This is a genomic window from Nonomuraea turcica, from assembly GCF_030718205.1.
Lineage (GTDB): Bacteria > Actinomycetota > Actinomycetes > Streptosporangiales > Streptosporangiaceae > Nonomuraea.
Genome location: NZ_JAUZQF010000017.1, coordinates 235,146 through 260,829, shown reverse-complemented (window position 1 = coordinate 260,829; position 25,684 = coordinate 235,146). Strand labels below are relative to the sequence as shown.

General features: G+C 69.5%; 23 protein-coding genes. 12 read left to right on the top strand and 11 right to left on the bottom strand.

All coding sequences use genetic code 11. From position 1 onward, the window contains the following. Window positions 1-10: 10 nt before the first annotated feature. Window positions 11-778 (bottom strand): proteasome subunit beta, encoded by a 768-nt coding sequence (gene prcB, locus Q9G87_RS38235; RefSeq protein ID WP_305921459.1) that lies wholly within the window; start codon window positions 776-778, stop codon window positions 11-13. Window positions 779-1,064: 286 nt separating this feature from the next. Between prcB and Q9G87_RS38230 the strand changes: the two genes are divergently transcribed. From Q9G87_RS38230 to Q9G87_RS38210, 5 genes are read left to right on the top strand one after another with little or no spacing between them, the layout of a single operon-like run. Continuing rightward, window positions 1,065-2,432 (top strand): extracellular solute-binding protein, encoded by a 1,368-nt coding sequence (locus Q9G87_RS38230; RefSeq protein WP_305921458.1) that lies wholly within the window; start codon window positions 1,065-1,067, stop codon window positions 2,430-2,432. After that, window positions 2,407-3,333, top strand: coding sequence for a carbohydrate ABC transporter permease (locus tag Q9G87_RS38225; RefSeq protein WP_305921457.1), 927 nt, complete (start codon window positions 2,407-2,409; stop codon window positions 3,331-3,333). The genes Q9G87_RS38230 and Q9G87_RS38225 overlap by 26 nt, the downstream gene beginning before the upstream one ends. Then, complete coding sequence (locus tag Q9G87_RS38220; protein ID WP_305921456.1) at window positions 3,330-4,148, top strand: carbohydrate ABC transporter permease; 819 nt, start codon at window positions 3,330-3,332, stop codon at window positions 4,146-4,148. The genes Q9G87_RS38225 and Q9G87_RS38220 overlap by 4 nt, the downstream gene beginning before the upstream one ends. Beyond that, complete coding sequence (locus Q9G87_RS38215) at window positions 4,145-5,209, top strand: ABC transporter ATP-binding protein (RefSeq protein WP_305921455.1); 1,065 nt, start codon at window positions 4,145-4,147, stop codon at window positions 5,207-5,209. Before Q9G87_RS38220 ends, Q9G87_RS38215 begins: the two co-directional genes overlap by 4 nt. Before the next feature lie 48 nt (window positions 5,210-5,257). Next, window positions 5,258-6,316, top strand: coding sequence for a DNA polymerase IV (locus tag Q9G87_RS38210; protein WP_305921454.1), 1,059 nt, complete (start codon window positions 5,258-5,260; stop codon window positions 6,314-6,316). 6 nt (window positions 6,317-6,322) lie between these two features. Here Q9G87_RS38210 and Q9G87_RS38205 read toward each other — a convergent pair whose 3' ends face one another. Further along, complete coding sequence (locus Q9G87_RS38205; protein WP_305921453.1) at window positions 6,323-7,171, bottom strand: endonuclease VII domain-containing protein; 849 nt, start codon at window positions 7,169-7,171, stop codon at window positions 6,323-6,325. Window positions 7,172-7,356: 185 nt separating this feature from the next. Continuing rightward, window positions 7,357-7,566, bottom strand: coding sequence for a ubiquitin-like protein Pup (locus Q9G87_RS38200; protein ID WP_305921452.1), 210 nt, complete (start codon window positions 7,564-7,566; stop codon window positions 7,357-7,359). A gap of 146 nt (window positions 7,567-7,712) precedes the next feature. On the opposite strand from Q9G87_RS38200, the gene Q9G87_RS38195 reads away from it, so the two are divergent. Further along, the gene (locus tag Q9G87_RS38195; RefSeq protein WP_305921451.1) at window positions 7,713-8,120 is read left to right on the top strand and encodes a hypothetical protein; all 408 of its coding nucleotides are present in this window, start codon (window positions 7,713-7,715) and stop codon (window positions 8,118-8,120) included. Window positions 8,121-8,123: 3 nt separating this feature from the next. Here Q9G87_RS38195 and dop read toward each other — a convergent pair whose 3' ends face one another. The 5 genes from dop to Q9G87_RS38170 all read right to left on the bottom strand — a co-directional run bounded on the left by dop (window position 8,124) and on the right by Q9G87_RS38170 (window position 14,568). Next, window positions 8,124-9,638: a depupylase/deamidase Dop gene (gene dop / locus Q9G87_RS38190; RefSeq protein ID WP_305921450.1), complete on the bottom strand. Its 1,515-nt coding sequence runs from the start codon at window positions 9,636-9,638 to the stop codon at window positions 8,124-8,126. 86 nt (window positions 9,639-9,724) lie between these two features. After that, a complete protein-coding gene (locus Q9G87_RS38185; protein WP_305921449.1) occupies window positions 9,725-10,822 on the bottom strand; it encodes an acyltransferase family protein in 1,098 nt (365 codons plus the stop codon). A gap of 226 nt (window positions 10,823-11,048) precedes the next feature. Further along, a complete protein-coding gene (locus Q9G87_RS38180; RefSeq protein ID WP_305921448.1) occupies window positions 11,049-11,351 on the bottom strand; it encodes a hypothetical protein in 303 nt (100 codons plus the stop codon). A 397-nt stretch (window positions 11,352-11,748) separates the two neighbouring features. Beyond that, a complete protein-coding gene (gene arc / locus Q9G87_RS38175; RefSeq protein WP_305921447.1) occupies window positions 11,749-13,512 on the bottom strand; it encodes a proteasome ATPase in 1,764 nt (587 codons plus the stop codon). Window positions 13,513-13,716: 204 nt separating this feature from the next. Then, entirely contained in the window at window positions 13,717-14,568 is an 852-nt protein-coding gene (locus Q9G87_RS38170) for a tRNA (adenine-N1)-methyltransferase (RefSeq protein ID WP_305921446.1), read from the bottom strand. A gap of 55 nt (window positions 14,569-14,623) precedes the next feature. On the opposite strand from Q9G87_RS38170, the gene Q9G87_RS38165 reads away from it, so the two are divergent. The 3 genes from Q9G87_RS38165 (at window position 14,624) to Q9G87_RS38155 (ending at window position 17,697) form a co-directional block, all read left to right on the top strand. Beyond that, complete coding sequence (locus tag Q9G87_RS38165; RefSeq protein WP_305921445.1) at window positions 14,624-15,715, top strand: GNAT family N-acetyltransferase; 1,092 nt, start codon at window positions 14,624-14,626, stop codon at window positions 15,713-15,715. Window positions 15,716-15,987: 272 nt separating this feature from the next. Further along, entirely contained in the window at window positions 15,988-16,485 is a 498-nt protein-coding gene (locus tag Q9G87_RS38160) for a hypothetical protein (protein WP_305921444.1), read from the top strand. A 375-nt stretch (window positions 16,486-16,860) separates the two neighbouring features. Continuing rightward, complete coding sequence (locus Q9G87_RS38155) at window positions 16,861-17,697, top strand: SDR family oxidoreductase (protein WP_371825886.1); 837 nt, start codon at window positions 16,861-16,863, stop codon at window positions 17,695-17,697. A gap of 506 nt (window positions 17,698-18,203) precedes the next feature. Here the strand turns inward: Q9G87_RS38155 and Q9G87_RS38150 are convergent. Both Q9G87_RS38150 and Q9G87_RS38145 read right to left on the bottom strand, forming a co-directional pair. After that, window positions 18,204-19,718: an FHA domain-containing protein gene (locus Q9G87_RS38150; protein ID WP_305921442.1), complete on the bottom strand. Its 1,515-nt coding sequence runs from the start codon at window positions 19,716-19,718 to the stop codon at window positions 18,204-18,206. Window positions 19,719-20,139: 421 nt separating this feature from the next. Beyond that, a complete protein-coding gene (locus Q9G87_RS38145; protein WP_305921441.1) occupies window positions 20,140-21,276 on the bottom strand; it encodes a site-2 protease family protein in 1,137 nt (378 codons plus the stop codon). 156 nt (window positions 21,277-21,432) lie between these two features. Between Q9G87_RS38145 and Q9G87_RS38140 the strand changes: the two genes are divergently transcribed. The 3 genes from Q9G87_RS38140 (at window position 21,433) to Q9G87_RS38130 (ending at window position 24,678) form a co-directional block, all read left to right on the top strand. After that, a complete protein-coding gene (locus Q9G87_RS38140) occupies window positions 21,433-22,293 on the top strand; it encodes a RecB family exonuclease (protein WP_305921440.1) in 861 nt (286 codons plus the stop codon). 529 nt (window positions 22,294-22,822) lie between these two features. Continuing rightward, window positions 22,823-23,998: a sensor histidine kinase gene (locus tag Q9G87_RS38135; RefSeq protein WP_305921439.1), complete on the top strand. Its 1,176-nt coding sequence runs from the start codon at window positions 22,823-22,825 to the stop codon at window positions 23,996-23,998. After that, entirely contained in the window at window positions 23,995-24,678 is a 684-nt protein-coding gene (locus tag Q9G87_RS38130) for a response regulator (protein ID WP_305921438.1), read from the top strand. Before Q9G87_RS38135 ends, Q9G87_RS38130 begins: the two co-directional genes overlap by 4 nt. Before the next feature lie 13 nt (window positions 24,679-24,691). On the opposite strand, the gene Q9G87_RS38125 is transcribed toward Q9G87_RS38130, so the two are convergent. After that, window positions 24,692-25,678 carry an ABC transporter ATP-binding protein gene (locus Q9G87_RS38125; RefSeq protein WP_305921512.1) on the bottom strand — a complete coding sequence of 329 codons (987 nt, stop codon included), beginning with the start codon at window positions 25,676-25,678 and terminating at the stop codon, window positions 24,692-24,694. Between the last annotated feature and the right edge of the window lie 6 nt (window positions 25,679-25,684).

Below are 25,684 nucleotides of genomic sequence, written 5' to 3'. Positions count from 1 at the left end.
GTGGTCCTTTCTAGCGCAGCGGGGCGATGGGGCCGTCGGGCGAGATCAGGCGGGCTTCCAGCATCTGGTCGACGTAGCCGGAGATCTGCTCCTCGCCCAGCCGGCGGAAACCGTCGGCGTCGATCACCGCCACGATCGGCCAGATCTTCCTCGTCACGTCGGGACCGCCGGTCGCGGAGTCGTCGTCGGCCGCGTCATAAAGCGCCTGAATCAGCGTCATCGCCATGTCGTCCGCCGACGCGCCGTCGCGGTAGAGCTTCTTCAGCGACCCGCGGGCGAAGATCGAGCCCGAGCCGATCGCGTCGAACCTCTCCCGCTCGTAAGGCCCGCCCGCCACGTCGTAGCTGAAGATGCGCCCCTCGTCCTTGTCCGGGTCGTAGGCGGCGAACAGCGGCACCACCACCAGCCCCTGCATGGCCATGGCCAGGTTGCCCCTGATCATGGTGGCCAGCCGGTTGGCCTTGCCCTTCACCGACATGCCCAGGCCCTCGAGCTTTTCGTAGTGCTCCAGCTCCACCCGGAACAACCGGGCGAACTCGATGCCCGTGCTCGCCGTGCCCGCGATGCCCATGCACGAGTATTCGTCGGCGCGGAACACCTTCTCCACGTCACGCTGCGAGATGATGTTGCCCGACGTCGCCCGCCGGTCGCCCGCCATGACCACGCCACCGGCGAAGGTGGCGGCCACGATCGTGGTCGCGTGCGGAACCTGGTCGCCGATCGGAGTGGCCAGAACCTCATCCCGCAGCGGCAGCAACTCCGGCGCATACGAGCTCATGAACTCCGTGAACGAAGAGCTCCCGGTGTTACGGAAAAGATGGTCCACCAAGCCGGCGGGCAGATCCCTGTGCGATGCCACGCGACTCCCTCCCAAACGTCAGTGTTCCTAGGGCGACCCTACTCATGTTGTGCTGCTGTCTGCACTTCCCACGATCAGCTCACGGCGAACCCCTCCCCTGCGTGACCCCCGAAAACGCCGGGCCTCGTATCCAGATCGTTTCTTTACGCCGCCCACGGCCCATGCGATTGTCGGTATGTCTGCACGTCCTGCACAGGAGGCCGACATGCGATTCCCCAGCCGACCTGCGGTGATCGCCGCCACCGCCGTCCTCGTCCTCACCTCCTGCGGCACGGGCACCGAATCCAGCCCGGGGAGCATCACCCTCACCATCGCCGCCAACTCCATCCAAGGCGGCAAGAACTCCGAGTCGGCCACCTGGATCAAGAACTGGGTGATCCCCGAGTTCGAGAAGACCCACCAGAACGTCAAAGTGCTGTTCCAGCCCAGCGGCGTCGACGACGAGCAGTACAAGACGAAGATCGCCCTCGACCTCAAGTCGAAGGCCGGCGCCGACGTCATCGACGTCGACGGCATCTGGGTGGGCGAGTTCGCCCAGGCCGGCTACATCAAGCCGCTGACCGACGTCGGCGGGCCCGGCGTCGAGCAGTGGGAGGGCTGGTCGCAGATCCCGCAGGCCGTCCAAGGGCTGGGCATCTTCGACGGCAAGAAGTACGGTCTGCCGCAGGGCACCGACGGCCGCGTCCTGTTCTACAACAAGACCCTGTTCGCCAAGGCCGGGCTGCCCGAGACGTGGGAGCCCAAGAGCTGGCAGGACATCATCGACGCCGGCAACAAGCTCAAGGCCGCCGGCGTGCCCGTCCCCATCCAGATCAACGCCGGCACCGCCATGGGCGAGGCCACCACCATGCAAGGCGTGCTCCCGCTGCTGGCCGGCGCCGGCTCCGAGATCTACGCCGCCGGCAAGTGGGCCGGCGACTCGCCGGCCGTCAAGGACGTGCTCGGCTTCTACCAGCAGATCTACGGAGGCAGCGGCCTCGGCGACCCCAAACTCCAGCAGGAGGCCAAGGGCCGCGACAAGTCCTTCGCCCAATTCGCGCAAGGCAAGATCGGCATCCTGGCCGAGAGCGACTACTTCTGGCGCTCCGTCGTCGAGCCCAACGCCGGCGTCGCGCCCATGAAGGACCGCGACCAGATCGTCGGCTACACCAAGATCCCCGCCAAGCAGCCCGGCGGCGGCATCCGCGGCCAGGATCACGTCAGCATGTCAGGCGGAGCCGTACGCGTGCTCAACCCGTTCTCCAAGAACCCCAAGCTCGCCTGGGACCTGCTCGCCTTCATGCACTCCGCCGAGGCGACGAAGTCGCAGCTGGCCGGCCAGGTGCGCATCAGCTCCCGCACCGACGTCAACAGCGAGGTGCTCACCGCCGACCCGATGCTCAAGTACATTGCCGACGAGGTGCTGCCCCTCACCGCCTACCGGCCGGGACTGGCCGTCTACCCGCAGGTGTCGACCGCTCTGCAGGAGGCCACCGCCGCCGTCGTCAGCGGCAAGAGCGCCGGCGAGGCGGCCGCCGCCTACCAGACCAAACTGGAGGAAGTGGTCGGTGGCGCGGCCAACGTCGGCGGCTGACGCCGCCGGGCTGGGCAAGGGCAGGGCGATCACGTTCGTCCTGCCCGCCCTCGTCCTCATCGCCGTCTTCCTCGTCTTCCCCGCGCTGTGGACCATCTACCTCGGGCTGACCGACTACCGGCTCACCGGCCTGGCCGCGGCCAACCCGCAGGTCGTCGGCCTGGACAACTACACCGGCGCGCTCGACGACCCCCGCTTCCTCACCTCGCTCTGGCTGACCGTCCTGTACGTCGGCGGCTCGGCCATCATCGGCCAGGCCGGGCTCGGCTTCACCCTCGCCTGGATCCTGCGCGCGCGCACCGGCCCCGTACGGCGCCTCGTCGAAGGCGTCGTGCTGCTGTCGTGGATCCTGCCCAGCACCGTCGTCGGCTTCCTGTGGTTCGCGCTGCTCGACCGCGACGAAGGAACACTCAACGCGCTGCTGCACACCCCCGGATTCGCCTGGCTGCTCGACTACCCACTGCTGTCGATCATCATCTTCAACGTGTGGCGCGGCACCGCGTTCTCCATGATGTTGTACGCGGCCGCACTCGAGAACGTGCCCCCCTCACACCTGGAGACTGCCCGCCTGGCCGGCGCCAGTGTGCCGCAGCAGCTGCGCGACGTCGTCTTCCCCCGCATCCGCCGGCACATCCTGACGAACCTGCTGCTCATCAGCCTGTGGACGTTCAACGACTTCACGCCGTTCGTCCTCACCGGCGGCGGCCCCGAAGGCCGCTCCGAGATCCTGCCCGTGTACGTCTACCGCGTCGCGCTCAGAGACGGCCAGCTCGGCGCCGGCGCCGCCATCTCCTTCCTCATCCTGCTCATCAACCTCCTCTTCGCCCTGGCCTACCTGCGGCTGCTGCGCGGCCAGCGTCGCCAGCGGGAGGTCGCCGCCGCCGGAGGACCACCGGCATGATCCGCCACGTCGTCGGCCGCCTCGCCGCCACCGTCTTCATCGCCGTCGTCCTGGCCTTCTTCGCCCTCCCCATGCTCTGGCTGGCCAGCGCCCCCTTCGACGACACCCCTGCCATCACCACGTCGATCCCCGAGTTCACGCTGCGCAACTTCGCCGCCATCCTCGACAACCCCTACGCGCTCGGCTCCATCGGCAACTCCCTCATCCAAGGCGGCGGCGCCGCCGCGCTCGTCGTCGCCCTCGCCGCCCTCGCCGCCTACGCCCTGTCCCGAGTCCGCGTACCCGGCCGCGACGCGCTGCTCTACCTGCTCCTGCTGCTGTCGTCCGTCGTCACCGGCACCGCCGCCATGGTGCCCATCTTCGAACTCGCCACCCGGCTCGACCTCATCGACACCCACCTCGGCGTCATCCTCGTCGTCTCCGGCGGCCTCCTGCCCGCCGCGATCTTCATCCTGAAGGACTTCATGGACGAGACGCCCACCTCCTACGAAGAGTCCGCCCGCGTCTTCGGCGCCTCACCCCTGCAGATCCTGCGCCACATCGTCATCCCCCTGGTCCGGCCGGGCCTCGCCACCATCGCCGTCTGGGCCCTCGCCAGCGTCTGGGGCGGCTTCCTGTTCCAGTTCATCCTGCTGCGCGACCCGGAAAAAGCCCCCGGCTCCGTCATCCTCTACACCCTCTACACCGAAGGCGGCGCCCCCAGACTCGACCTCATCTCCACCTTCTCCCTGCTGTACTCGCTGCCCGTCGTTGTCATGTACCTGTTCGTCTCCCAGCGGTACGGCTTCCGCTTCCACGGAGGGATCAAACGGTGATCTCGCTGCACGGCCTCACGAAGGTCTTCCCCGGCGGGGTACGCGCCCTCGACGGCATCGAGCTCACCATCGCCGACGGCGAGTTCTTCGCCCTCCTCGGCCCCTCCGGCTGCGGCAAGACCACCCTCCTGCGCACCATCGCCGGCCTCGAAACCCCCACCGCCGGCAGCGTCCGCATCGACGGCAGAGACGCCACCGCCCTCCCGCCCGGCGACCGCGACGTCGCCATGGTCTTCCAGGACTACGCGATCTTCCCCCACATGGACGTCACCGCCAACATCGCCTACCCCCTGCGCATCAAAAAGGTCCCCCGCGCCCAGCGCACCGCCAAAGCCGCCGAAGTCGCCGCCCGGCTCAGCCTCACCGCACTCCTCCACCGCCGCCCCGGCGAACTGTCCGGCGGCCAGCAACAACGCGTCGCCCTCGCCCGCGCCATCGCCTGCCACCCCGCCGCTTTCCTCTTCGACGAGCCCCTGTCCAACCTCGACGCCCGCCTCCGCCTCGAAGCCCGCACCTTCCTCAAACGGCTTCAACGCGAACTCGCCGTCACCACCGTCTTCGTCACCCACGACCAGGCCGAAGCCCTCGCCCTCGCCGACCGCATCGCCGTCATGTCCCAAGGCCGCATGATCCAGATCGGCACCCCCGCCGACATCTTCCACCGCCCCGGCACCACCTTCGTCGCCTCCTTCATCGGCTCCACCCCCATGAACCTCCTCCCCGCCGACGTCACCCCCGCCGCCCTCCACGTCGCCGGCGCCGCCTTCCCCGTCCCGCCCGGCCTCGCCCCCGGCGACCACATCACCTACGGCGTACGCCCCGAATACATGCACCTATCCCCCACCCCACGCCCCGACGCCTTCCCCGGCACGGTCTCCGTCCTGGAAAACCTCGGCACCCACACCCTCGTCACCCTCGAAACCCCGGAAACCCTCATCCAACTGGTCGTCCCCGAAGGCGACGAACCCCCCACCGGCACTCAAGCCTGGGCCGTGCCGCGCCGCAGCCTCATCTACCGCGGCGAGACACTCCACGCCAGCGAGAACCACCAGTCCGGCTGAAAACGGCGCAGCGGGGCCCTCCGCCCCGCACCGGCCATACTGGACAGCATGACCACCAGGCCATCCAGCCCCGCCAGGGACTGGATCCTGCACGTCGACCTCGACCAGTTCATCGCCGCCGTCGAAATCCTCCGCCACCCCGAACTCCGCGGCAAACCCGTCGTCGTCGGCGGCAGCGGCGACCCCACCCAACCCCGCACCGTCGCCGCCACCGCCACCTACGAAGCCCGCGAACACGGCATCCACTCCGGCATGCCACTGCGCACCGCCCTCAGACGCTGCCCCGACGCGATCTTCCTCCCCAGCGACCCACCCGCCTACGAAGCAGCCTCAGCACGCGTCATGGCCGTGCTCCGCGAATTCCCCGTCCGCGTCGAAGTCTGGGGCTGGGACGAAGCCTTCATCGGCGCCGCCACCGACGACCCCGAAGCCCTCGCCGCCGACCTCCAGCACGCCGTGCGCGCCCGCACCGACCTGTCCTGCTCCGTCGGCATCGGCGACAACAAAAACCAGGCCAAACTCGCCTCCGGCTTCGCCAAACCCGCCGGGATCTACCGCCTCACCAGCGACAACTGGGCCGAGACCATGTACGCCCGCCCCACCGACGCCCTCTGGGGCATCGGCGCCAAAATCTCCAAGAAACTCGCCGCCCTCGGCCTGCACACCGTCGCCGACCTCGCCGCCGCCGACCCCGCCGCACTCGCCCGCGTCTTCGGCCCCACCAACGGCCCCTGGCTGCGCTACCTCGCCCTCGGCAAAGGCGAAGCCGAAGTCGTCACCACACCCTGGATCGCCCGCGGCCACAGCCGCGAAACCACTTTCCCCCACGACCTCACCGACCCGGCCGAGATCACCCGCCACGTCGCCGCCCTCGCCGAACAGGTCGCCCACGACGCCGCCACCGCAGGCCGCGAAGTGATCCGCGTCTCCGTCAAGGTCCGCTTCAGCCCGTTCCTCACCCGCACCCGCCAGTCGAAGCTCCCCACCCCCACCACCGACCCGGACACCCTGTCCCGCACGGCAGTCGCCATCCTCGGCCGCTTCGACCTCAACCGCCCCGTACGCCTCCTCGGCGTAGGAGTCGACTACACCATGCCGGAGAAATAACCGGGCTCAACCCACCCGGGTCGCCCGGGAGTAGAAATCAGCACGAAGCTCCTCCTCCGCCCGGAACAACTCCGCCAACTCCTCCTCGGAGACCGCCACCTCCTCGAAATCATCCGGCGAGACCGCCTCGACATACGAAAGCGCCCGCCGCACCACCGCCGGATCATCCCTGAACTGCCCGATCCCGGTATTGCACGGCAAACACAACGCATGCCGCACATCACCGGTCCGATGACTATGGTCCACATGCTCCGGCGGCCGATCCCAGCACACCACACACAACCCGTGCTGCGCCGCGACCATCTTCTCGACATCCTCATGCCGCATCCGATAACGCTGCGACAGGTGATAAGTCCGCGTCCGCGCCACAGAACCGCCGTCACGCTGCTCCGGCAGAATGACGAAATCCGGCCAGAGAACCTCCCCGTCCAGATAGAGCGCGGCCAACTCCAGCAGCACCGTGTTGTCGCCGAAGTGGCCGAGCCCGTTGTTGCAGTTGAAACAGAGAACGCCCCGGACCTGCCCGGTCGCGTGACTGTGGTCGACGAACGTGCCCGGCACGGCCCGGCAGATGGCGCAGAGCCCGCCCTGCTGGGCGAGCATGCGCTCAAAGTCGTCCTCGGTGATGCCGTAACGGTATTGGAGCAGATAGTTCCGCTCACTGCCGTATTTCTTGACCTTGTTCTCGCGAGTCACGACAGCATGACACGGCTTGCAGTAGGTGGTCACCCCATCCTTGCTAGCCCTATTGCTGCCGAACTCGGCCTTGGGCTTTATCTCCGCGCATCGGGCGCAGTACTTATGCCCATCAGGAACCTGAACCCGATCGCGCACGGTTTTCCCTTGCTCACCCATGCGCTTGCGGTAACTCTGAGTGGAACGCCTCCTGAAGCAGACCTTGCAATAGCGCGCAAGCCCATCAGCCATACGCTTATTGCGCCCGAACTCAGAGACCTCCTTGGTCTCCCCACAGTCCGGGCACCACTTAGATCCGTCCGGCGTTTCCACCCGATTTACCCCTTTCGTGTGTCCGTTTTGCCCTACTCTCCGCCCTTTTGGACGTAAGAGCGCACAAATTCCTCTGCGTTCTCTTCGAGAACTTCGTCTATTTCGTCCAGAATCGCGTCGACATCGTCAGTGAGCTTCTCCTGCCGCTCCTGAACGTCAGACGCCTCCGCAGCCTGGGTCTCCTCGACCTCGGCCTCACGCTTCCCGGTCTGCTTCTGACCGCCGGTGTCCTTGGTAGCCATGTCCTACCTCCACTTGGGGGACTGCCTCTAGGCATATCTTCCCCGAACCAGCCGACATTTCGCGCCGATCGCCCAGCGATCTTGCGAGCTTGACTAGATAGTCCTCCTATCCAATACTGGGATGCCGTACCCACAAGGAGGTTGAGATGTCCCCTTCGTCCCTGAGCACCGCAGGTGTGCTCCTCATCACAGTCCCGGGCGTGGCCTTCGGCGGCGTCACGCTCCTGAAGTTCCTCATGCGCAACGTCCCGGGCTACCTGGACAACCCGGTCCGCCGCGGCCTGTGGCGGGCCGGCCACGCGCATGCGGGCGTCCTGGTCCTGTTCAGCCTGGTGGCGATGCTGTACGTGGACCTGGCGAGCCTGCCCGAGGGCGTGAAGGCGCTGACGCGCACGCTGATCGTGGCAGCGCCCATCTTGATGCCGCTGGGTTTCTTCCTGTCGGTGGTGCGCCCGAGCGACACGAAGCCGAGCAGGCTGATCTGGCTGACGTTCGCCGGCGGCGCGTGCCTGGCGGCGGGCACGCTGACGCTGGGGATCGGCCTGCTGCTGTAAGGGTCAGTCTCCGCCGGTGAGTGCCGCGACGAGGTCCGCGGCGGTCCTGCACCGGTCGAACAGCTCACCCACGTGGGCCTTGGTGCCCCGCAGGGGCTCCAAGGTCGGCACCCGCTGCAGCGATTCGCGGCCAGGGATGTCGAAGATGACGGAGTCCCAGGAGGCGGCGGCGACGGATTCGCTGTATTGGCTCAGGCACCGGCCGCGGAAGTAGGCGCGGGTGTCGTTCGGGGGACTTTCCACGGCCCGCTGGACTTCGTCTTCGGTGACGAGGCGCTGCATGCGGCCGCGGGCGACGAGCCGGTTGTAGAGGCCGCGCTCGGGCCGGATGTCGGAGTATTGGAGGTCGACGAGCTGGAGTCTGGGGTGGGACCAGGCGAGGCCGTCGCGGCTGCGGTAGCCCTCGAGGAGTTCGAGTTTGGCGACCCAGTCGAGCTCGCGGGAGAGCTGCATGGGGTCTTCGGCGAGGCGGGTGAGGACGGATTCCCAGCGGTCGAGGATGTCCTTGTTCATCTCGTCTTGGGCGGTGCCGCGTTCTTCGACGTATTTGCGGGCCTGCTCGAGGTATTCCATCTGGAGCTGGATGGCGGTGAGCTTGCGTCCGTCGCGCATGGGGATCTCGTACTTGCAGCTGGGGTCGTGGGAGACGGCCCGGAGCGCCTGTACGGGGCTTTCAACAGCCAGGTCGCGGGTGAGGAAGCCTTCTTCGATCATTGCCAGCACGAGCGCGGTGGAGCCGAGCTTGAGGTAGGTGGAGATCTCCGACATGTTGGCGTCGCCGATGATCACGTGGAGTCGCCGGTATTTCTCGGGGTCGGCGTGGGGCTCGTCGCGGGTGTTGATGATGGGCCGCTTGAGCGTGGTCTCGAGGCCGACTTCGACTTCGAAGAAGTCGGCGCGCTGGCTGATCTGGAAGCCTTCGCCGCGGGAGTCCTGGCCGATGCCGACTTTGCCGGCGCCGACGACGACTTGGCGGGAGACGAAGAAGGGGGTGAGGTGGCGGACGATGTCGGCGAAGGGGGTGGCGCGCCGCATGAGGTAGTTCTCGTGGCAGCCGTAGGAGGCGCCTTTGGCGTCGGTGTTGTTCTTGTAGAGCTGGATGGGCGCGTTGGAGGGGATGGCGGAGGCGCGGGTGGCGGCGTCGTACATGACGCGTTCTCCGGCCTTGTCCCAGAGGACGGCGGCCCGGGGGTTGGTGCATTCGGGCGAGGAGTATTCGGGGTGGGCGTGGTCGACGTAGAGCCGGGCGCCGTTGGTGAGGATGACGTTGGCCAGCCCGAGGTCTTCGTCGGTGAGCTGGGTGGGGTCGGCGACCTCTCTGGCGAGGTCGAAACCGCGCGCGTCGCGCAGCGGGTTTTCTTCTTCGAAGTCCCATCGTGCCCTGCGCGCGCGGGCCGCCGAGGCGGCCAGGTAGGCGTTCACGACCTGTGAGGAGGTCACCATCGCGTTGGCGCCTGGCTGGCCGGGTACGGAGATGCCGTACTCGGTCTCGATGCCCATCACCCGACGCACCGTCATGCAACACCCTCTGTTCGTCCGGATCTGTCTATCCGCCGTTTATATGCCCGAGCCTATGCCCTTCACAGTGCCCCAGGGTCACAGAGTTATGGCACCGACGCCTTTTCCACCTGTACGACCGGAGCTGTTGGGGTTTGTGTGGGTCTGCGGGGCTTGAGAAGCCGCTGGATGGGGCGTTCGGCAAAGGAGTAGACCAGGTACGACAGCAGGATGGCCGTCAGCGTGGCGATGACGGCGACCGCCCAGGGGGGCAGGTCGCCGGTGAGCGCGGGAATGAGGACGGCGGCGACGACCCCATGGAACAGGTAAAGAGGGTATGTGGTGCCTCCGAGCGCGGTGAGCGTTTTGGAGGGTTTGAGGCGTAGGAAGCCGAGCGCCGCGAGCGCCATCACCACGAAGATCACGGTGATGGTGATGATGACGCTGGTGTCGGTGACGGGCATGTTCTTGAACCCGGCGGCGTCGATGCGCCGGTGGACGCGGGCGAGCGCGGAGTCGATCGACATGCCGTAGGCGGCGGCGACGTAGAGCCAGGGCAGCCAGGAGCTGCCGTGTTGGCGGATGAGGTACAGGCTCATACCGGCGACGAAGTAGGGGGCGTAGTCGGGCATGACGATCTCGTCGAGGACCGGATTGTCGAGAATCCCGGCGTGCCCGAGCACTTTGACCGCCAGGGCGGCGGCCAGCCAGAGGCCGGCGAAGGCCAGGACGCGCCCGTACGTGACGCCGATGATCACGAGGATCGCCATCAGCAGGTAGAAGCGGAGTTCGGCCCACAGCGACCAGTAGACGCCGCTGGCATCGGTGATCTTGAACAACCGCTGGAACATGGTGGCGTTCACCAGGTATTCGCCTGGGGAAAGTTTTGGGTCGAGCACTTTGACGCCGGTGAGCCCGTAGAGGGCGGCGACGGCGCCGAGGCTGAGCCAGTACGCCGGGTAGAGGCGGACGAGCCGGGAGCGGACGAACGCACCCAGGCCGCGCCCCCAGACGGTCATGAGGATGACGAACCCGCTGATGATGAAGAACAGTTCGACGCCGAGGATGCCGAGCCCGGCGAACGGCGCGAGCGCGGGGAACAGCTCGGCGGGCCGGTCGCCCCAGACGGAGGCGAAGGCGACCAGGTAGTGGAAGGCGACGACGGCCAGGGCGGCGATGAAGCGCAGGAGGTCGAGTTCGGCCAACCGGCCGTCCTCCCGAGCGTGTTTGGGCCGGTTGGGGGAATGCACGCCATCTTTGACGGAAATAAGGTCACTTTGGTTCCATTCGCCCCTCTGTTCCCAGGAGCAACACGCGCGAGGCAGAGCCGAGGCCGAGAGCGGTGCGACCTGAAGGGATGAGGGCGAGCAGGCCTGCGGCTCCGCCGGCGCCGTGGCCGGCGGCCGCCGGGCGGCCGCCTCGGCCTGGCCGTCAGTGATGGTGAGGTCGGCGAGGCGCGTCAGGAGGCGGTGCCTGGCTCGCCAGGGTCCTGCCGGTGCACGACGGAGGCGGCGATCGGTGATCGTGGCCGCCGGCGACGATGGCGTCGGAGCGGAGCAGGTGCGCGACGGCGAGTTCGTCGAACAGGACCGTGTGGCCGCGCATGACGTCCAGCGGCACCTCGGTGTGGCCCTCCCACGAGCTGTCGGCGACGAGCCGCCACCCGCGCGCTCGTGCGCGGCCCGCTACCCGGGCGGCCATGGCGGCCCCGTAGTCGTCGCCGTCGCGCCGCACCCCCGAGCGCGCGCAGCTCGGCGCGAACGCCTTGGGGACGCCCTGGCTGACGTAGACGGCGCACGGCGCGCCGGGCTCGCGCGCGCCGGAGGCGACGGAAACGACGGAGATCCCATGGTTGCCGGCGCCGGCGCAGACGATCGGGACGCGGCCGGGCCGATGGGCGGGCAGGTAACCGGAGTAGGCGCCGCCAAGCGCTTGTGAAGCTGCCGTCCCCCAGGCGGCCGCTCTCGTCCTTGACGTGCACGGCCTGCGTGCCCGTCAGGCCGGGGCAGGGTGTGAACAGGCGTGGGCCGGTAGGCGGGGTGCCGGCGGTCAGGCGCGGTCGCCGGGTCGGGACGGCCGTGGGGCACACGAGAGCGGGAGGGCCGCCCGGCCCTCCCGCTCTCGTGTGGTGTTACAGGTATTGACCGGTGTTGGCGACGGTGTCGATGGAACGGCCGGCCTCGGTGCCCTGCTTGCCGGAGACGAGCGTGCGGATGTAGACGATCCGCTCGCCCTTCTTGCCGGAGATGCGGGCCCAGTCGTCGGGGTTGGTGGTGTTGGGCAGGTCCTCGTTCTCGGAGAACTCGTCCACGCAGGCCGTGAGCAGGTGCTGCACCCGCAGGCCCTTCTGGCCGCTTTCGAGGAACTGCTTGATGGCCATCTTCTTGCCCCGGTCGACGATGTTCTGGATCATCGCTCCGGAGTTGAAGTCCTTGAAGTAGAGGACTTCCTTGTCGCCGTTGGCGTAGGTCACCTCGAGGAAGCGGTTTTCCTCGCTCTCGGTGTACATCCGCTCGACGACGCTCTGGATCATGCCGCTGATCGTGGCCTCGCGGGACCCGCTGTGCTCCGAGAGGTCTTCGGGGTGCAGCGGCAGGTCGGCGACCAGGTACTTGGAGAAGATGTCCTTGGCCGCCTCGGCGTCCGGCCGCTCGATCTTGATCTTGACGTCCAGGCGGCCGGGCCGCAGGATCGCCGGGTCGATCATGTCCTCGCGGTTGGAGGCGCCGATGACGATGACGTTCTCCAGGCCCTCGACGCCGTCGATCTCCGACAGCAGCTGGGGGACGATGGTGTTTTCCACGTCGGACGACACGCCGGAGCCGCGGGTGCGGAAGATCGAGTCCATCTCGTCGAAGAACACGATCACCGGGGTGCCCTCTGAGGCCTTCTCACGGGCCCGCTGGAAGACCAGGCGGATGTGCCGCTCGGTCTCGCCGACGTACTTGTTGAGCAGCTCCGGGCCCTTGATGTTGAGGAAGAAGCTCTTGCCTGATTGGCCGGTCTTCTCCGCGACCTGCTTGGCCAGGGAGTTGGCGACGGCCTTGGCGATGAGCGTCTTGCCGCAGCCGGGCGGGCCGTAAAGCAGCACGCCCTTGGGGGGCCGCAGCTTGTGCTCGCGGAACAGGTCGGCGTGCAGGTAGGGCAGCTCGATGGCGTCCCTGATCTGCTCGATCTGCCTGGTGAGGCCGCCGATCTCCTCGTAGGAGATGTCGGGGACCTCTTCGAGCACGAGCTCTTCGACTTCGGACTTGGGTATGCGCTCGTAGACGTAGCCGGAGCGAGGTTCGAGCAGGAGCGAGTCGCCGGCCCTGATGGGCTGGCCGACCAGCGATTCGGCCAGACGCACGACACGCTCTTCGTCGGCGTGCGAGATGACCAGGGCCCGCTTGCCCTCGTCGAGCAGTTCTTTGAGCATCACGATCTCGCCGACCTCTTCGTAGCCGAGTGCTTCGACCACGTTGAGCGCCTCGTTGAGCATGACCTCCTGGCCACGCCGCAGCGAGTCGATGTCGACGGCGGGGCTGACGTTCACCCGCAGCTTGCGGCCGCCGGTGAACACCTCGATCGTGCCGTCTTCTCTGGCCTCGAGGAAGGTGCCGAAGCCGGATGGCGGCTGCGCCAGCCGGTCGACCTCCTCCTTGAGAGCGACGATTTGGTCCCTGGCCTCCTTGAGTGTGGCCACCAGGCGTTCGTTCTGGCCGGTCACGGCCGCGAGGTTCGCCTGTGCCTCATGGAGACGTTCTTCGAGGACCCTGGCCTGACGGGGTGACTCGGCCAGCTTCCGCCTCAGCGCGGTGATCTCCTCCTGGAGGAAGGAGACCTGTGTTGAAAGATCAGCGACCTCCCGTTCGCGCTGCGCGGCTCGAGCCTCAGCATCATCGCGAGCTGCCACGCCCCGTCACCTCCTTCCCAGTCGAGGGCGACTACTTAGGACCTTACCTATCTCGGGCCCCTCCGTAACCTGGCCGGGCAGTGTTCGTAGAGTGACATTCAGTGTTCGGTGAATAATCCTCAATAGTGCGTTTAATACTCCCAGCATAGGAACACGGCAATCTGTTCCCGTGTCACGCACGAACGCACCCTCGTGGCCAAATTGTCATAGTTCTTCAGTGGTCCCCTTCGGTCGACGGCGTCGCGGCGGGGGCGTCACCCCGTCCGCCATGCGGCGGGCGGTGACGAGGAAGCCCGTGTGGCCGATCATCCGATGATCGGGTCTTACCGCGAGCCCTTCGACATGCCAGTCGCGAACCAGGGTCTCCCACGCATGTGGCTCGGTGAAACACCCGTGATCGCGGATCGTCTCGACGGTCTTGGACATCTGCGTGGTCGTGGCGACGTAGCAGCAGATCACGCCGCCTGGCGTGAGCGCCTTCGCGGCGGCGTCGACGCACTCCCACGGGGCGAGCATGTCGAGGATGACGCGGTCGACGTCGACCTCGTCGATGGAGTGGACCAGGTCCCCGACGACCAGGCGCCAGTTGTCGTCCATGGGCCCGCCGTAGAACTTCTCGACGTTCTTGCGGGCCACGTCGGCGAACTCCTCGCGCCGCTCGTAGGAGGTCACGTGGCCCTCGGGGCCGACGGCCCGCAGCAGGAAGCAGGTCAGCGCGCCCGAGCCGACCCCGGCCTCGATCACCCGGGCGCCGGGGAAGATGTCGGCCATGCCGACGATCATCGAGGCGTCCTTGGGGTAGATGACGGCCGCGCCGCGCGGCATGGCGAGCGTGTAGTCCTGCAGCAGGTGGCGGAAGGCGAGGTATTGGGTGCCGCCGGAGGAGCGCACGACGGAGCCCTCAGGCTGCCCGATCAGGTCGCTGTGCGGGATGGCGCCCTTATGGGTGTGGAAGACGCCGTCCTGCTTCAGCGTGATCGTGTGGCGCTTGTTCTTGGGGTCGGTGAGCTGCACCTGATCCCCCGCCTGGAAAGGCCCATGCCTGCGGAAACCCATGGCCGCAAGGTTATAGGGCTTTCGAGCGCGTCCGGACGCACGGTATCTATGGGGGATGCTCCCGCGCGACGTGATCTCCAGCGGTCCCCTGATCCTGCGGCCTCCCGTGGAAGGCGACGCCCAGGGGATCGTCGAGACGTGCGACGATCCGGTGACGGCCTGGTTCCTGCCGCTCCTGCCGTCGCCGTACCGGATGGAGGACACGCGCGACTACTTCGCTCATGCGGCGGCCAAATGGGAAGGCGGCGGCGCGGAGTTCGCGATCGTCGAGAACGGCCGCTACTCCGGCTCCGTCGGCGTGCGGCCACCGGACCCGTGGAACGTGGCCGAGATCGGCTACATGGTGGCGCCGTGGGCGCGGGGCAAGGGCGTGGCCTCCAGGGCGGTCAGGGCCGTCACCGACTGGCTGTTCGACCACGGGATACGCCGGGTGGAGCTGCAGGCGGCCGTGGAGAACGTGGCGAGCCTGCGGGTGGCCTACAAGTGCGGCTTCCGCGAGGAGGGACGCAAGCGGGAGGCCAAGTCGATGCGCGACGGCCGGTACGCCGACCTCGTGGCCTTCGCCAGGCTGAAGGGCGACGCGGTGGAGGTGGCGGAGCCGTACCTACCGTTCTTCGAGGACGGGCGGCTGTCGGACGGCGTCGTGCGGCTCGAACCCTTGGCCGTCGAGGACGCCGCGGACTTCCACCGGATGGTGACCGAGCCGAGCGTGGCGGCCTACTTCGTGGGGCCGCCGAGCACGATGGAGGACGACGAGCGGCGCTGCCGTTACACCGGATACTGGTGGATGTCGGGGCAGAGGATCGAGGTGGCGATCAGGGACGCGGGCTCCGGGGCGTTCGCGGGGCACGTGCAGCTGACGCAGGTGGCGCCGGTGCTGGGACAGGCGATGATCGGTTATTCGCTGGTGCCGGAGTTCCGGGGCAAGGGGTTCATGACGCGGGCGGTCGACCTGCTGGTGGAGTGGGCGTTCGCGAACACGGCGCTGCACCGGATCGTGGCCGGGACCGAGGCAGGGAACACGGCCTCGCACCGGGTGCTGGAACGGGCCGGCTTCCGCAGGGAGGGCGTGCACCGGGAGCTGTTCCCGAAGCCGGGCGGCGGGCGTGCCGACGACGTGGCGTGGGCGCGGCTGCGGCCGTCGTAGACGTCGCGTGGGCGCGGCTGCGGCCGTCGTACACGGGCGTGGGCGCGGCTGCGGCGTGGCGGACCTGGCGTGGGCGGGACCGCGTTCGTCGTGGCGGCTCGCCGGCCGGCCATACGGCGGGTCCCGCCCGAGGACCGAAATGGGCAAAAATCTGGATTTCCTGATGTGGGGCTAGTCAAGGGCCTCGTCGGGAGTGATAGTCGGGGCACCCGCACTCGAGTCGCGCGACCGGGCCGCGCGATCTCGCCGCCTCCGCTTGAGGGATCATCGCGATGCTGTACAACCGTGTCGATGTCGCCATGCGTGAACTCGTCGCCGACTTCTCGTGTCTGCAGGCCGACGACCTCGTCGAACGGCTGGCGCGCGCCGCCGCCGCCGTCGCGGGCACCGCCTACGCGGGGTTCGTCCGGGTGGACCCGCTGCGGCGGGAGGCGCTGCCGGTCCACCTGCACGGCCCACCCGGGGATCCGCTGCGGATAGGCCGGTGGCTGGCGGAATCGGGAGTGCTGAAGGAGCTCGCTTTATCGGCGGGCACGCTGCGGCTGGCTCAGGACGCGGCTGTGGGCGAGCCGGGGTTCCTGGCCACTCTGGTGCCGGTGGTGGCTCGGGAGCACACGTTCGTGTGGGTCGCGGGCCGCGGCTTCGGGGACGCGGACGAGCATCTGCTGGGCAGGTTCGCGACGGCGGCGGGACGGGCGCTGGAGGCGGCCAGTGGGCTGGAGGCGGCGGTACGGATGCTGCGCGGCATCCGGGCCTTCCGACCGGCCTAGCCTTGAGGGCGTCCGGATCACCGGGAAAGGGATGGTCGGTTACCGGGCGGTAATGCGTTGGCCATGCGGATGTGAGGTCGTTTCAACAACCCACATTTTCCGATGATTTTTCAGTTATTTGGCGATTTATCTACAACGGCGGGAGCGTTTACCCGGGGACGGCGGAATGTTCCCCGTGCCAGTCACCTGACCCGCGGTCCGCGCGGCGGCGAGCCCCTGAGTCCCGGGGTTCCCGCCCTCGGCCAGCCGATCACGGGATGGCCTCCGACAGGGTTCCGGTCACCCGCGCGACACCCCTTGCCTGATATGTCGTATTTGCGCATGGATGGGCTGAAGAAACAAGCTGGTCTTCCGGGGGCGGTATTGACGAAGGTGATGTTCGTGCGGATTCTCATCGTGGGCGGGAGCGGCTTTCTCGGAGGCGAGCTTGTGCGCCTGTGCGTGGCGTCGGGTCATGACGTGGGCGCGACGTATCTGACCCGGGCCGGGGAGGTCCCAGAAGCCGCGTGGCTGCCTCTGGACGTGCGCTCGCGTGCGGAGACCGCCTCCGTCGTCAGGGCGTTCCGGCCGGAGGTGACGATCAACGCGGCGTACCGGCAGCGGGACTGGACGGCCACGGCGGACGGCGCGGCGCACCTCGTCCTGGCCGTGGCGGCGGCGGGCGGGCGGCTGGTGCACGTCTCCAGCGACGCCGTCTTCTCGGGCTCCGCGCCCCGCTACGACGAGACCTGCGTGCCGGACCCGGTCAGCCCGTACGGCGCCGCCAAGGCGGCCGCCGAGACGGCGGTGCGGGCCGTCCTGCCGGACGCCGCGATCGCCCGCACATCCTTGATCATCGGGCGGGGCGGATCCCCGCACGAGGCGTTCGTCCGGGCGCTCGCCGCAGGGCGCGGGGACGGGGTTCTGTTCACGGACGATGTCCGGTGCCCGGTGCACGTCGCCGACCTCGCGGCGGCGCTCGTGGAGCTGGCGGTCCGCGGGGACGCGGGCATGTGGCACCTGGCCGGCACCGACGCGCTGAGCCGCCACGAGCTGGGGGTGCTGATCGCCCGCAGGGACGGCCTCGACGCCGGGCGCCTGCCCACCGGCCGCCGCGCCGACACGGCCCTGCCCGGACCGTACGACGTCCGCCTGGACTGCACGGCGACGCAACGACGGCTCCGCACCCGCCTCCGCGGCGCCCGCGCATTCCTGACCCCGTCCGCGTCCTGACCCCGTCCGCGTCCCGCCCCCGTCCGCGTCCCGACCCCGTCCAAGCCGACAGGCCCGCATCCCACCGAGTGCCCGCCTCCAGCCCCACCTGCGACGGCCTGCACCCCTGCACCGTCGGCTCCACACCACTGGCCGCCTCCTGCACCCGCAGACTGCCTCCAGCAGCCCAGCCGCCACCGCCTGCACCACCAACGGCCCTGCGCCGGCGTCGGCGTCCGTTCAGCTGCGCCGGCTCGGCGCCCCAGACTGCCTGCTGCACCCCCTGTAACCATGCCTCCTCACGAGCCGCGACGGCCCCAGCGTCCGTCCCCCTCCGGCGGCTCCGGCGGGCCGGCGTCGCGACGGCAGGCCGCGAATGCCGGGCACGTCACCTGGACCTGGGCAGGGACGCGCGACCGGCGCGAGGCCGGCCGCGTCATCGCGGCCAGGCCTCCACGCCGTGCCCTCGAACGCACGCGTCCCCGGACCCATAGGGCCCGGGGACGCGGTCGGTATGACGGGCCGTCCTACCCTCGGTGCGCCTCGAAGCGGAGCGTGCGGGAGACGCCCACGCGGACCGTGGTCCCCGGTGCGATGGTGACGGGCTCGTTCGGCGGGATGTCGTAGAAGTTGGGGTCGCCGGGCGGCTGGATCTGGGTGCCGTTGACGGAGCCCAGGTCCACCAGGTTGACGTCCCAGCCGTCCAGCGCCACCCGCAGGTGCCGCCGCGACACCGACCCGTCCGGGCTGGTCACCTTGGCGGGCCTGGCGGTGCCGCCGGCCACCTCGGGCGCCCGCTCGGGGTCGCGCCCGAGCAGGTAGTCGCTCTCCAGCGGCAGCGCGGTCCCGTCGTCCAGGATGAGGACGCCCAGCGACGGGCGCGGACCCTTGTAGGGGACGAGCGTCCGCTGGACCAGGGCGATGCCGCAGACGGCGCAGTAGGGCACGCGGGGGTCGTTGAAGTGGTCGTTCTTGCAGTCGACGCCGTAGACGAGCGGGCGGTCGCCGTGCTCGGACTGCTGCTGCTCCTGAGGCGGCGGCCCCGGGTGGTCGAAGTGGTCGGGCGGGCCGAGCAGGGGCGGCGCGGGCTGGTCGAAGTGCTCCGGCGGGCCCATGTGCTGCGGGACCTGCGGCTCGCCGGCGCCGTTGCCGGAGGGTGGCGGCTCGTCGTACGACGGGAACTGCTGCTGCGGCTCCGGCAGGGGCGGCGGCTGGTCCTGCGGCTGGTAAGGCGGCGGCTGCTCCTGCTGGTAGGGCGGCTGCTCTTGTGGGTGGTGGTAGGGCGGCTGCTCTTGCGGCCCCTGGAAGGGAGACTGCTCCTGGTGCGGCACGTACGACGGCTGGGGCTGGTCCTGCGGCGGCTGGTAAGGCGGCGGCTGCTCCGCGGCCGGCGGCGCGGGCTGCGGGCCCGAGGGCGGCCCTTGCAGGACCGGCGGCTGGTCGGCCAGCGGGTAGGGAGGCCGCTCCACCTGCTGCTGTGCGGGCGGCTGGATCAGGTCGGCCTCGAGGTGGAAGGCCGTGGCGGGCATCTCGCTGGTCAGCGGCCTGGACGGGGCGGGCGCGAACGGCTGGTCGGTGAGGTCGCCGATGAGGCCGCCGCCGTGAACCACGCCGCCCTCGAAACGCACGGCGGGGTGAGGGCTGCCGGCGCCGGGCATGCTCAGCTCGACGCGTTCGACGGTGCCGGTGACGAGCCGGTCGGCCCAGGTCAGGGAGTCGCTGCCGGCCAGCCGCGTCTCGCCCGACGAGGTGCCGATGGTGGCCGACGCCGCGCCGCTGACCAGCACGGCCACGCCGCCGCTCACGGCGCCCGCGACGGCGCACGTGGCCGGGTCGCCGGCCATGTTGGCCGCCAGGACCTGCGCGGCGCGGCGGGCCAGCGCCCTGCCGTCCCCGCCCGAGGCGGCCGTCTCGCGCAGCGCCTCGAGCAGGCCGTCGGCGGTGGCCTCATCCGGGTCGCACACCAGCAGTAGCCCGCCCACGTAGGCGACCAGTCCATTTCCAGGAAGCGGACGCACCGTTCCGAAACCTTGGTCGGTCATGCGTCCTCCTTCATGACGACCGTGCTGTGCTCATTGGTGCCCTCGCTTCGCTCGGTCACAAGGCCTCCTCCGTCGGCCTTGCGACCAGGTCGCTGTGCCGATTGGTGCCCTCGCTTCGCTCGGTCACTCAACTCTCCTCCCCGGAAGCCGGCGATGTCACGGCACCCGCACTGCTGTGCTGGCTTGCGGTGGCCCCACCAGCCATACGCATACCCAGACGGCGAGGGCGTGTCGCTGCCCCGTCGTCTCGATTCGGTGAACCGGTGGACCGCAACAAACCCCTTAACTGTGCAAGTTTGGCCAAACCGAACACTATCGGCCAGTCATCGCATCGCAGAAATCGCCGGAGTCAGAAGCGGCCCGCCCGAAACTGCTGGACACGACCCTATCCGGGGGCCGCCGCTTAAACGAGTGGGACAAATCAGACGCCGGTGAAAACCCGGTTCACATCGGCTGTGGCCAGCACGCCGTAGACTGCGCCGCCGGGTTCCACGAGCAGATACTCGCTGCCGGGGGCCTCCCGCATGGCGTCGATGAGCGGCTCCCCGGTCAGACCGGCGTCGAGCACCATGGTGGGATCGAGGGACTTGGCGAGGGAGGCGACGTTCACCCAGGGGCGGCGATGCTCAGGGGTGGCCTGCACGGCGGCCTCGTTCACGATCGCCAGGGGCGTGCCGTCGTGGTCGACCACGACGAGGGCGCCCGCCCGCTGCTCGGCGGCCTGCCGCAGGGCCTCGGACAGCGGCGTCTCCGCCGTCACCGGGATCGCCCTGCGGGCCAGTGCGCGGGCATTGACCTGCGGGATCCTGGCCCTGATCTTGGCCACGCGCAGCGACTGCGTCGCTCCCATCCAGATGAACGAGGCCAGCACCAGCGGCCACACGAGGTTGGTGAAGTCGGCCTCCCGGTCGCCCGTCAGGGTGGTCGCCAGCGCGAACGCCACCAGCACCACGGCCAGCACCCGCCCGCCCCAGGCGGCGACGATGGTGCCGGAGCCGGGGTTCCTGGTCAGCTTCCACACGCCGGCGCGCAACATCCTGCCGCCGTCGAGGGGCAGGCCGGGCAGCAGGTTGAACACGCCGACGATGAGGTTGGCGACCCACAGCTGCCAGGTCAGCGCCTCGACGATGCCGCCGCTGTTGATCACGAAGATGTCGGCGGCCACGCCCACCCCGGCCAGCCCGAGGGAGAGCGCCGGGCCGGCCGCGGCGATCGCGAACTCCTTGCCCGGCGTCGGCGGCTCCTTCTCGATCTCCGACACGCCGCCGAGGAGGTAGAGGGTGATCCTGCGCACCGGCAGGCCGTACCACTTGGCCAGGACGCTGTGCGCGAGCTCGTGCAGCAGCACCGAGACATACAGCAGCACCGCGAACACGAACGCCACCGCGTATGCCGCGGCGCTGTCGAGCTCGGGCAGCATCTGCTGCATCTGCGGCCCGAACATCACCGTGATGAAGGCCGCCACGAGGAACCACGTCCATGAGACGTAGACGGGAATCCCGAACGGTTTTCCCATCCGAAGGCCGGAGAACTCCTGCCGCGGGCTTTGCTCGCTCACCGCACTCCTTGTACGTCCTTGTCGCCGGGGGCCCGTCAGGGGCGCGGTCCTCCCGCCGGTACGTGGTGTCGCTGCCCTTGATGCTACGCGCCGTGGCACGTGAACCTCGTTTCGCGGGGACCTATTCTGTCGGGGTCTTGACCTAGAGTGCGGTGCATGACGTTGACCGAGCCGGTGATCATCGGAGCTCTTTCCCCGTCCCGGGCGGGCGATTTCATGACCTGCCCCCTGCTCTACCGCTTCCGGGTGATCGACCAGCTGCCGGAGAGACCCTCGCAGGCGGCGGTGCGCGGCACGGTGGTCCACGCGGTCCTGGAGCGGCTCTACGACCTGCCGGCGCCGCGCCGTTCGGTGCAGGCGGCGCTGGAGCTCCTGGAGCCGCAGTGGGCGCAGCTGCTGGCGGAGGACCCGCAGTTCGCGGAGATGTTCGCCGACGACGCCGAGCAGGCCGAGTGGCTGACGCAGGCGCGGGGCATGCTGGAGCGCTACTTCACGCTGGAGGACCCGACGCGGCTGGAGCCGGCCGAGCGCGAGCTCTACGTCGAGGCGGTCCTGGACGGCGGGCTGATGCTGCGCGGCTACGTCGACCGGCTCGACGTGGCGCCGACCGGCGAGGTCCGGGTGGTCGACTACAAGACGGGCAGCGCGCCGGGGCCGGACTTCGAGGCCAAGGCGCTGTTCCAGATGAAGTTCTACGCGCTGGTGCTGTGGCGGCTGCGGGGGCAGGTACCGCGGCTGCTGCAGCTGGTCTACCTGGGCGGGGCCGGCGAGGTGCTGCGGTATGCGCCGGACGAGGGCGACCTGCTGGCCACCGAGCGCAAGGTGATGGCGTTGTGGGCGGCGATCGAGCGGTCGATGGAGACCGGCGAGTGGCGGGCCCGGCGCAGCCGGCTGTGCGACTGGTGCGACCATCAGGCGCTGTGCCCGGAGTTCGGCGGCACCCCTCCCCCGGTCCCCGACCGCCGGCCCGGCGACACGGTCCGCAGCAACCGCCGCTCGGCCACCGACGAGTTGTAACGGCCGCCCAGCGGTCCGGCCGTGACCGGACCGGCGGCACATCGCCTGTGGCCGCAGGCGTGCACGGCGCGGGGTGACGCAGCCCAGCGTCCCAGGTGGCCGCAGGCGTCCACGGTGCCGGCGGCGCAGCGACCATCCCAGGTGGCCGCAGGCGTGCACGGCGCACCCCGTGCAACTGAGCATCCCAGGTTGCTGCCTACCACGGCGCAGCCGGCCGGACGTTGACGCGGTGTCTCCCGCGGCGTCGGGCGCGTGCACGGGATCGGACGCCCCCAAGTCGCGCACCCGCATGGCCCCGCGCCGGCTTCCGGCGCGTGGGGGGATGCTCCCCGGCCAGGGAGCGGGCGCCATGACGTGCGGGTGCCTGCGGCAGCGTAGTGGAGTGCCGGACACGGCGGCGCGGAGTCCGGACACGGCGGGGTGGCTGGGGGGTCAGCGTGGCGGCGCTGATCGGCGGCGAGCGGGTGTGGGCGGGTAATCCTCCCAAGGGAGGAGGTTATGGGCTCTCACCTGGTCTTACAGTGAAGCGGTGCGTATCGACCGAACCAGGCTCCACGACACGGTCCTCGCCGGGGTGGTGGCCGTCGCGTCGGTCGTGTTGTTCCTGCTCTACGACCCGGACCGGCTCGCGGCCGACGGCCTGCCGGTGGGGGGCCTGCGCCCGCCGGACGCGCTCGGGACGGCGCTGGTGGTGCTCGCGTGCGTGCCGGTGGCGGCCCGCCGGCGGTGGCCGCTGGCGGCGCTGTGCGCGGGCCTGGCGCCGGAGGCGGTGGTGACGGCGTCCGGATACGGCAACGGCGTGCCGGGCCTGCCCGGGCTGGTGCTGCTGTACTCGGTGGCCTCGCATCGGGGTCTGGCGATGGCGCTGGGCGGGCTGGGGGCAACGCTGGCGGCGTACGCCTTCGGGGCGGCGGCGGGCCCGGTCAGCGTGACGAGCTGGACCGACCACGTGATGGTCCTGGTGGTGCTGGGCGCGGTGTGGGGCGCGGGCCGCAGCCTGCGGTTGCGCCGGGCGTACCTGGAGGAGCTGAAGGACCGGTCGGCCAGGCTGGAGCGGGCGCATGAGGCCGACACGCGGGCCGCGCGCGCCGAGGAGCGCTCCAGGATCGCCCGCGAGCTGCACGACGTGGTCGCCCACCACGTCAGCGTGATGATCGTGCAGGCGGCGGCGGCCCGCCGGGTGCTGGCCTCCGATCAGGAGCTGGCGGGCGAGGCGCTGTCGGCGATCGAGCAGACGGGCCGGATGGCGATGGCGGAGATGCGCAACATCGTGGGCGTGCTGCGGACCGACGCCCGGGCCGAGCTGGGTCCGCAGCCGGGCGTGCACGATCTGCCGGCGCTGGTGGAGCAGATGCGGGAGGCGGGGCTGCCGGCCCGGCTGCTGGTGGAGGGCGAGCCGCGGCCGCTGCCCGCAGGGGTGGACCTGGCCGCGTACCGGCTGGTCCAGGAGGGGCTGACCAACAGCCTGCGGCACGCCGGGGCCGGGGCGAAGGCGGTGGTCACCGTCCAGCACAAACCGCGCGAGCTGGACGTACGGGTGGAGGACGACGGAAACGGCGGGCCGGATCTGCCCATGCGGTCAGGACATGGCTTGGTCGGCATTCGCGAACGGGTGGCACTCTATGGTGGAATCCTGAACATCGGTCCGTTGCCGGGGGGCGGTTTCGAGGTGCGGGCGAGGTTCCCGTTGAAGGACGGACAATGACGATCAGAGTGCTGCTGGTGGACGATCAGCCGCTGCTGCGCACGGGATTCCGCCTGATCCTGGAGGCCGAGTCCGACATCACGGTGGTGGGCCAGGCCGGGGACGGCAAGGTCGCGATGGAGCAGACGCGGGCGCTGCTGCCCGACGTGGTGCTCATGGACATTCGGATGCCCGGGGTCGACGGCATCGAGGCGACCCGCAGGATCGTCAGGGAGGCGGCGCCGTCGGCGCACGTGCCGAAGGTGCTGGTGCTGACGACGTTCGACCTGGACGAATACATCGTGGAGGCGCTGCGCTCGGGTGCGTCCGGGTTCCTGCTGAAGGATGTGCCGCCGGATGAGCTGGTGCAGGCGATCCGGGTGGTGGCGGCCGGGGACGCGATCGTGGCGCCGAGCGTGACCAGGCGGTTGCTGGACCGGTTCGCCTCAAGGCTGCCGTCGGCGTACGAGCAGGCCACGCCGGCGCGGCTGGACCGGCTGACCGAGCGGGAGCTGGAGGTGCTGCGGCTCATCGCCAAGGGCATGTCCAACGCGGAGATCGCCGCCAAGCTCGTGGTGAGCGAGACGACGGTCAAGACGCACGTCGGCAACGTGCTGACCAAGCTGGGACTGCGGGACCGCGTGCAGGCCGTGGTGCTGGCCTACGAGACGGGGCTGATCACCCCGGGCGCGTTGTCCTGAGCCCCAGCCGGGTTCACTTCGCGGCAGGGCTCTCCTTCGCGGCGATCTCCGGGGCGTTCTCCGGGAAGTGGCAGGCGACGCGGTGGCCGCTTGCCAGCTCCTCCAGCGGAGGCTCGACCGTCCGGCAGATCTCCTGTGCCTTCCAGCAGCGGGTGTGGAAGCGGCAGGCGGGCGGCGGGTTGAGCGGGCTGGGCACGTCTCCGGCCAGGCGGATGCGCTCGCGTTCCTTGCGGGCCTTCGGGTCGGGCACGGGCACGGCCGACAGCAGCGCGTTCGTGTACGGGTGCATGGGCGCGCTGTAGAGCTGCTTGCGCTCGGCGATCTCGACGATCTTGCCCAGGTACATGACGGCGACGCGGTCGCTGATGTGGCGCACCACCGACAGGTCGTGGGCGATCACGACGTAGGTGAGGTCGAGCTCGTTCTGCAGGTCCTCCAGCAGGTTGACGACCTGCGCCTGGATGGACACGTCGAGCGCGGAGACCGGCTCGTCGGCGATGATGAGCTTGGGCTTGAGCGCGAGCGTGCGGGCGATGCCGATGCGCTGCCGCTGGCCGCCGGAAAACTCGTGCGGGTAGCGGTTGTAGTGCTCGGGGTTGAGCCCGACGAGCTCCAGGATGTCCTGGACGGCCTTCTTGATGCCGTGCTCGGTCTTGACGCCCTGGATGCGGAACGGGGCGCCGACGATGGCGCCGACCGTGTGGCGGGGGTTGAGCGACGAGTAGGGGTCCTGGAAGATCATCTGCATGTCGCGCCGGAGCGGGCGGAGCCTGCCCTGGCGCATGTGCGTGATGTCCTGGCCCTCGAAGACGACCTTGCCGGCGGTGGGCTCGAGCAGGCGGGTGACCAGCCGGCCCGTCGTGGACTTGCCGCAGCCGGACTCGCCCACCAGGCCGAGCGTCTCGCCCTTGAACACGTCGAAGCTGATCCCGTCGACCGCTTTGACCGCGCCGACCTGCCTTTTGAGCAGGCCCTTCGTCACGGGGAAGTGCTTCTCCATGTTCTG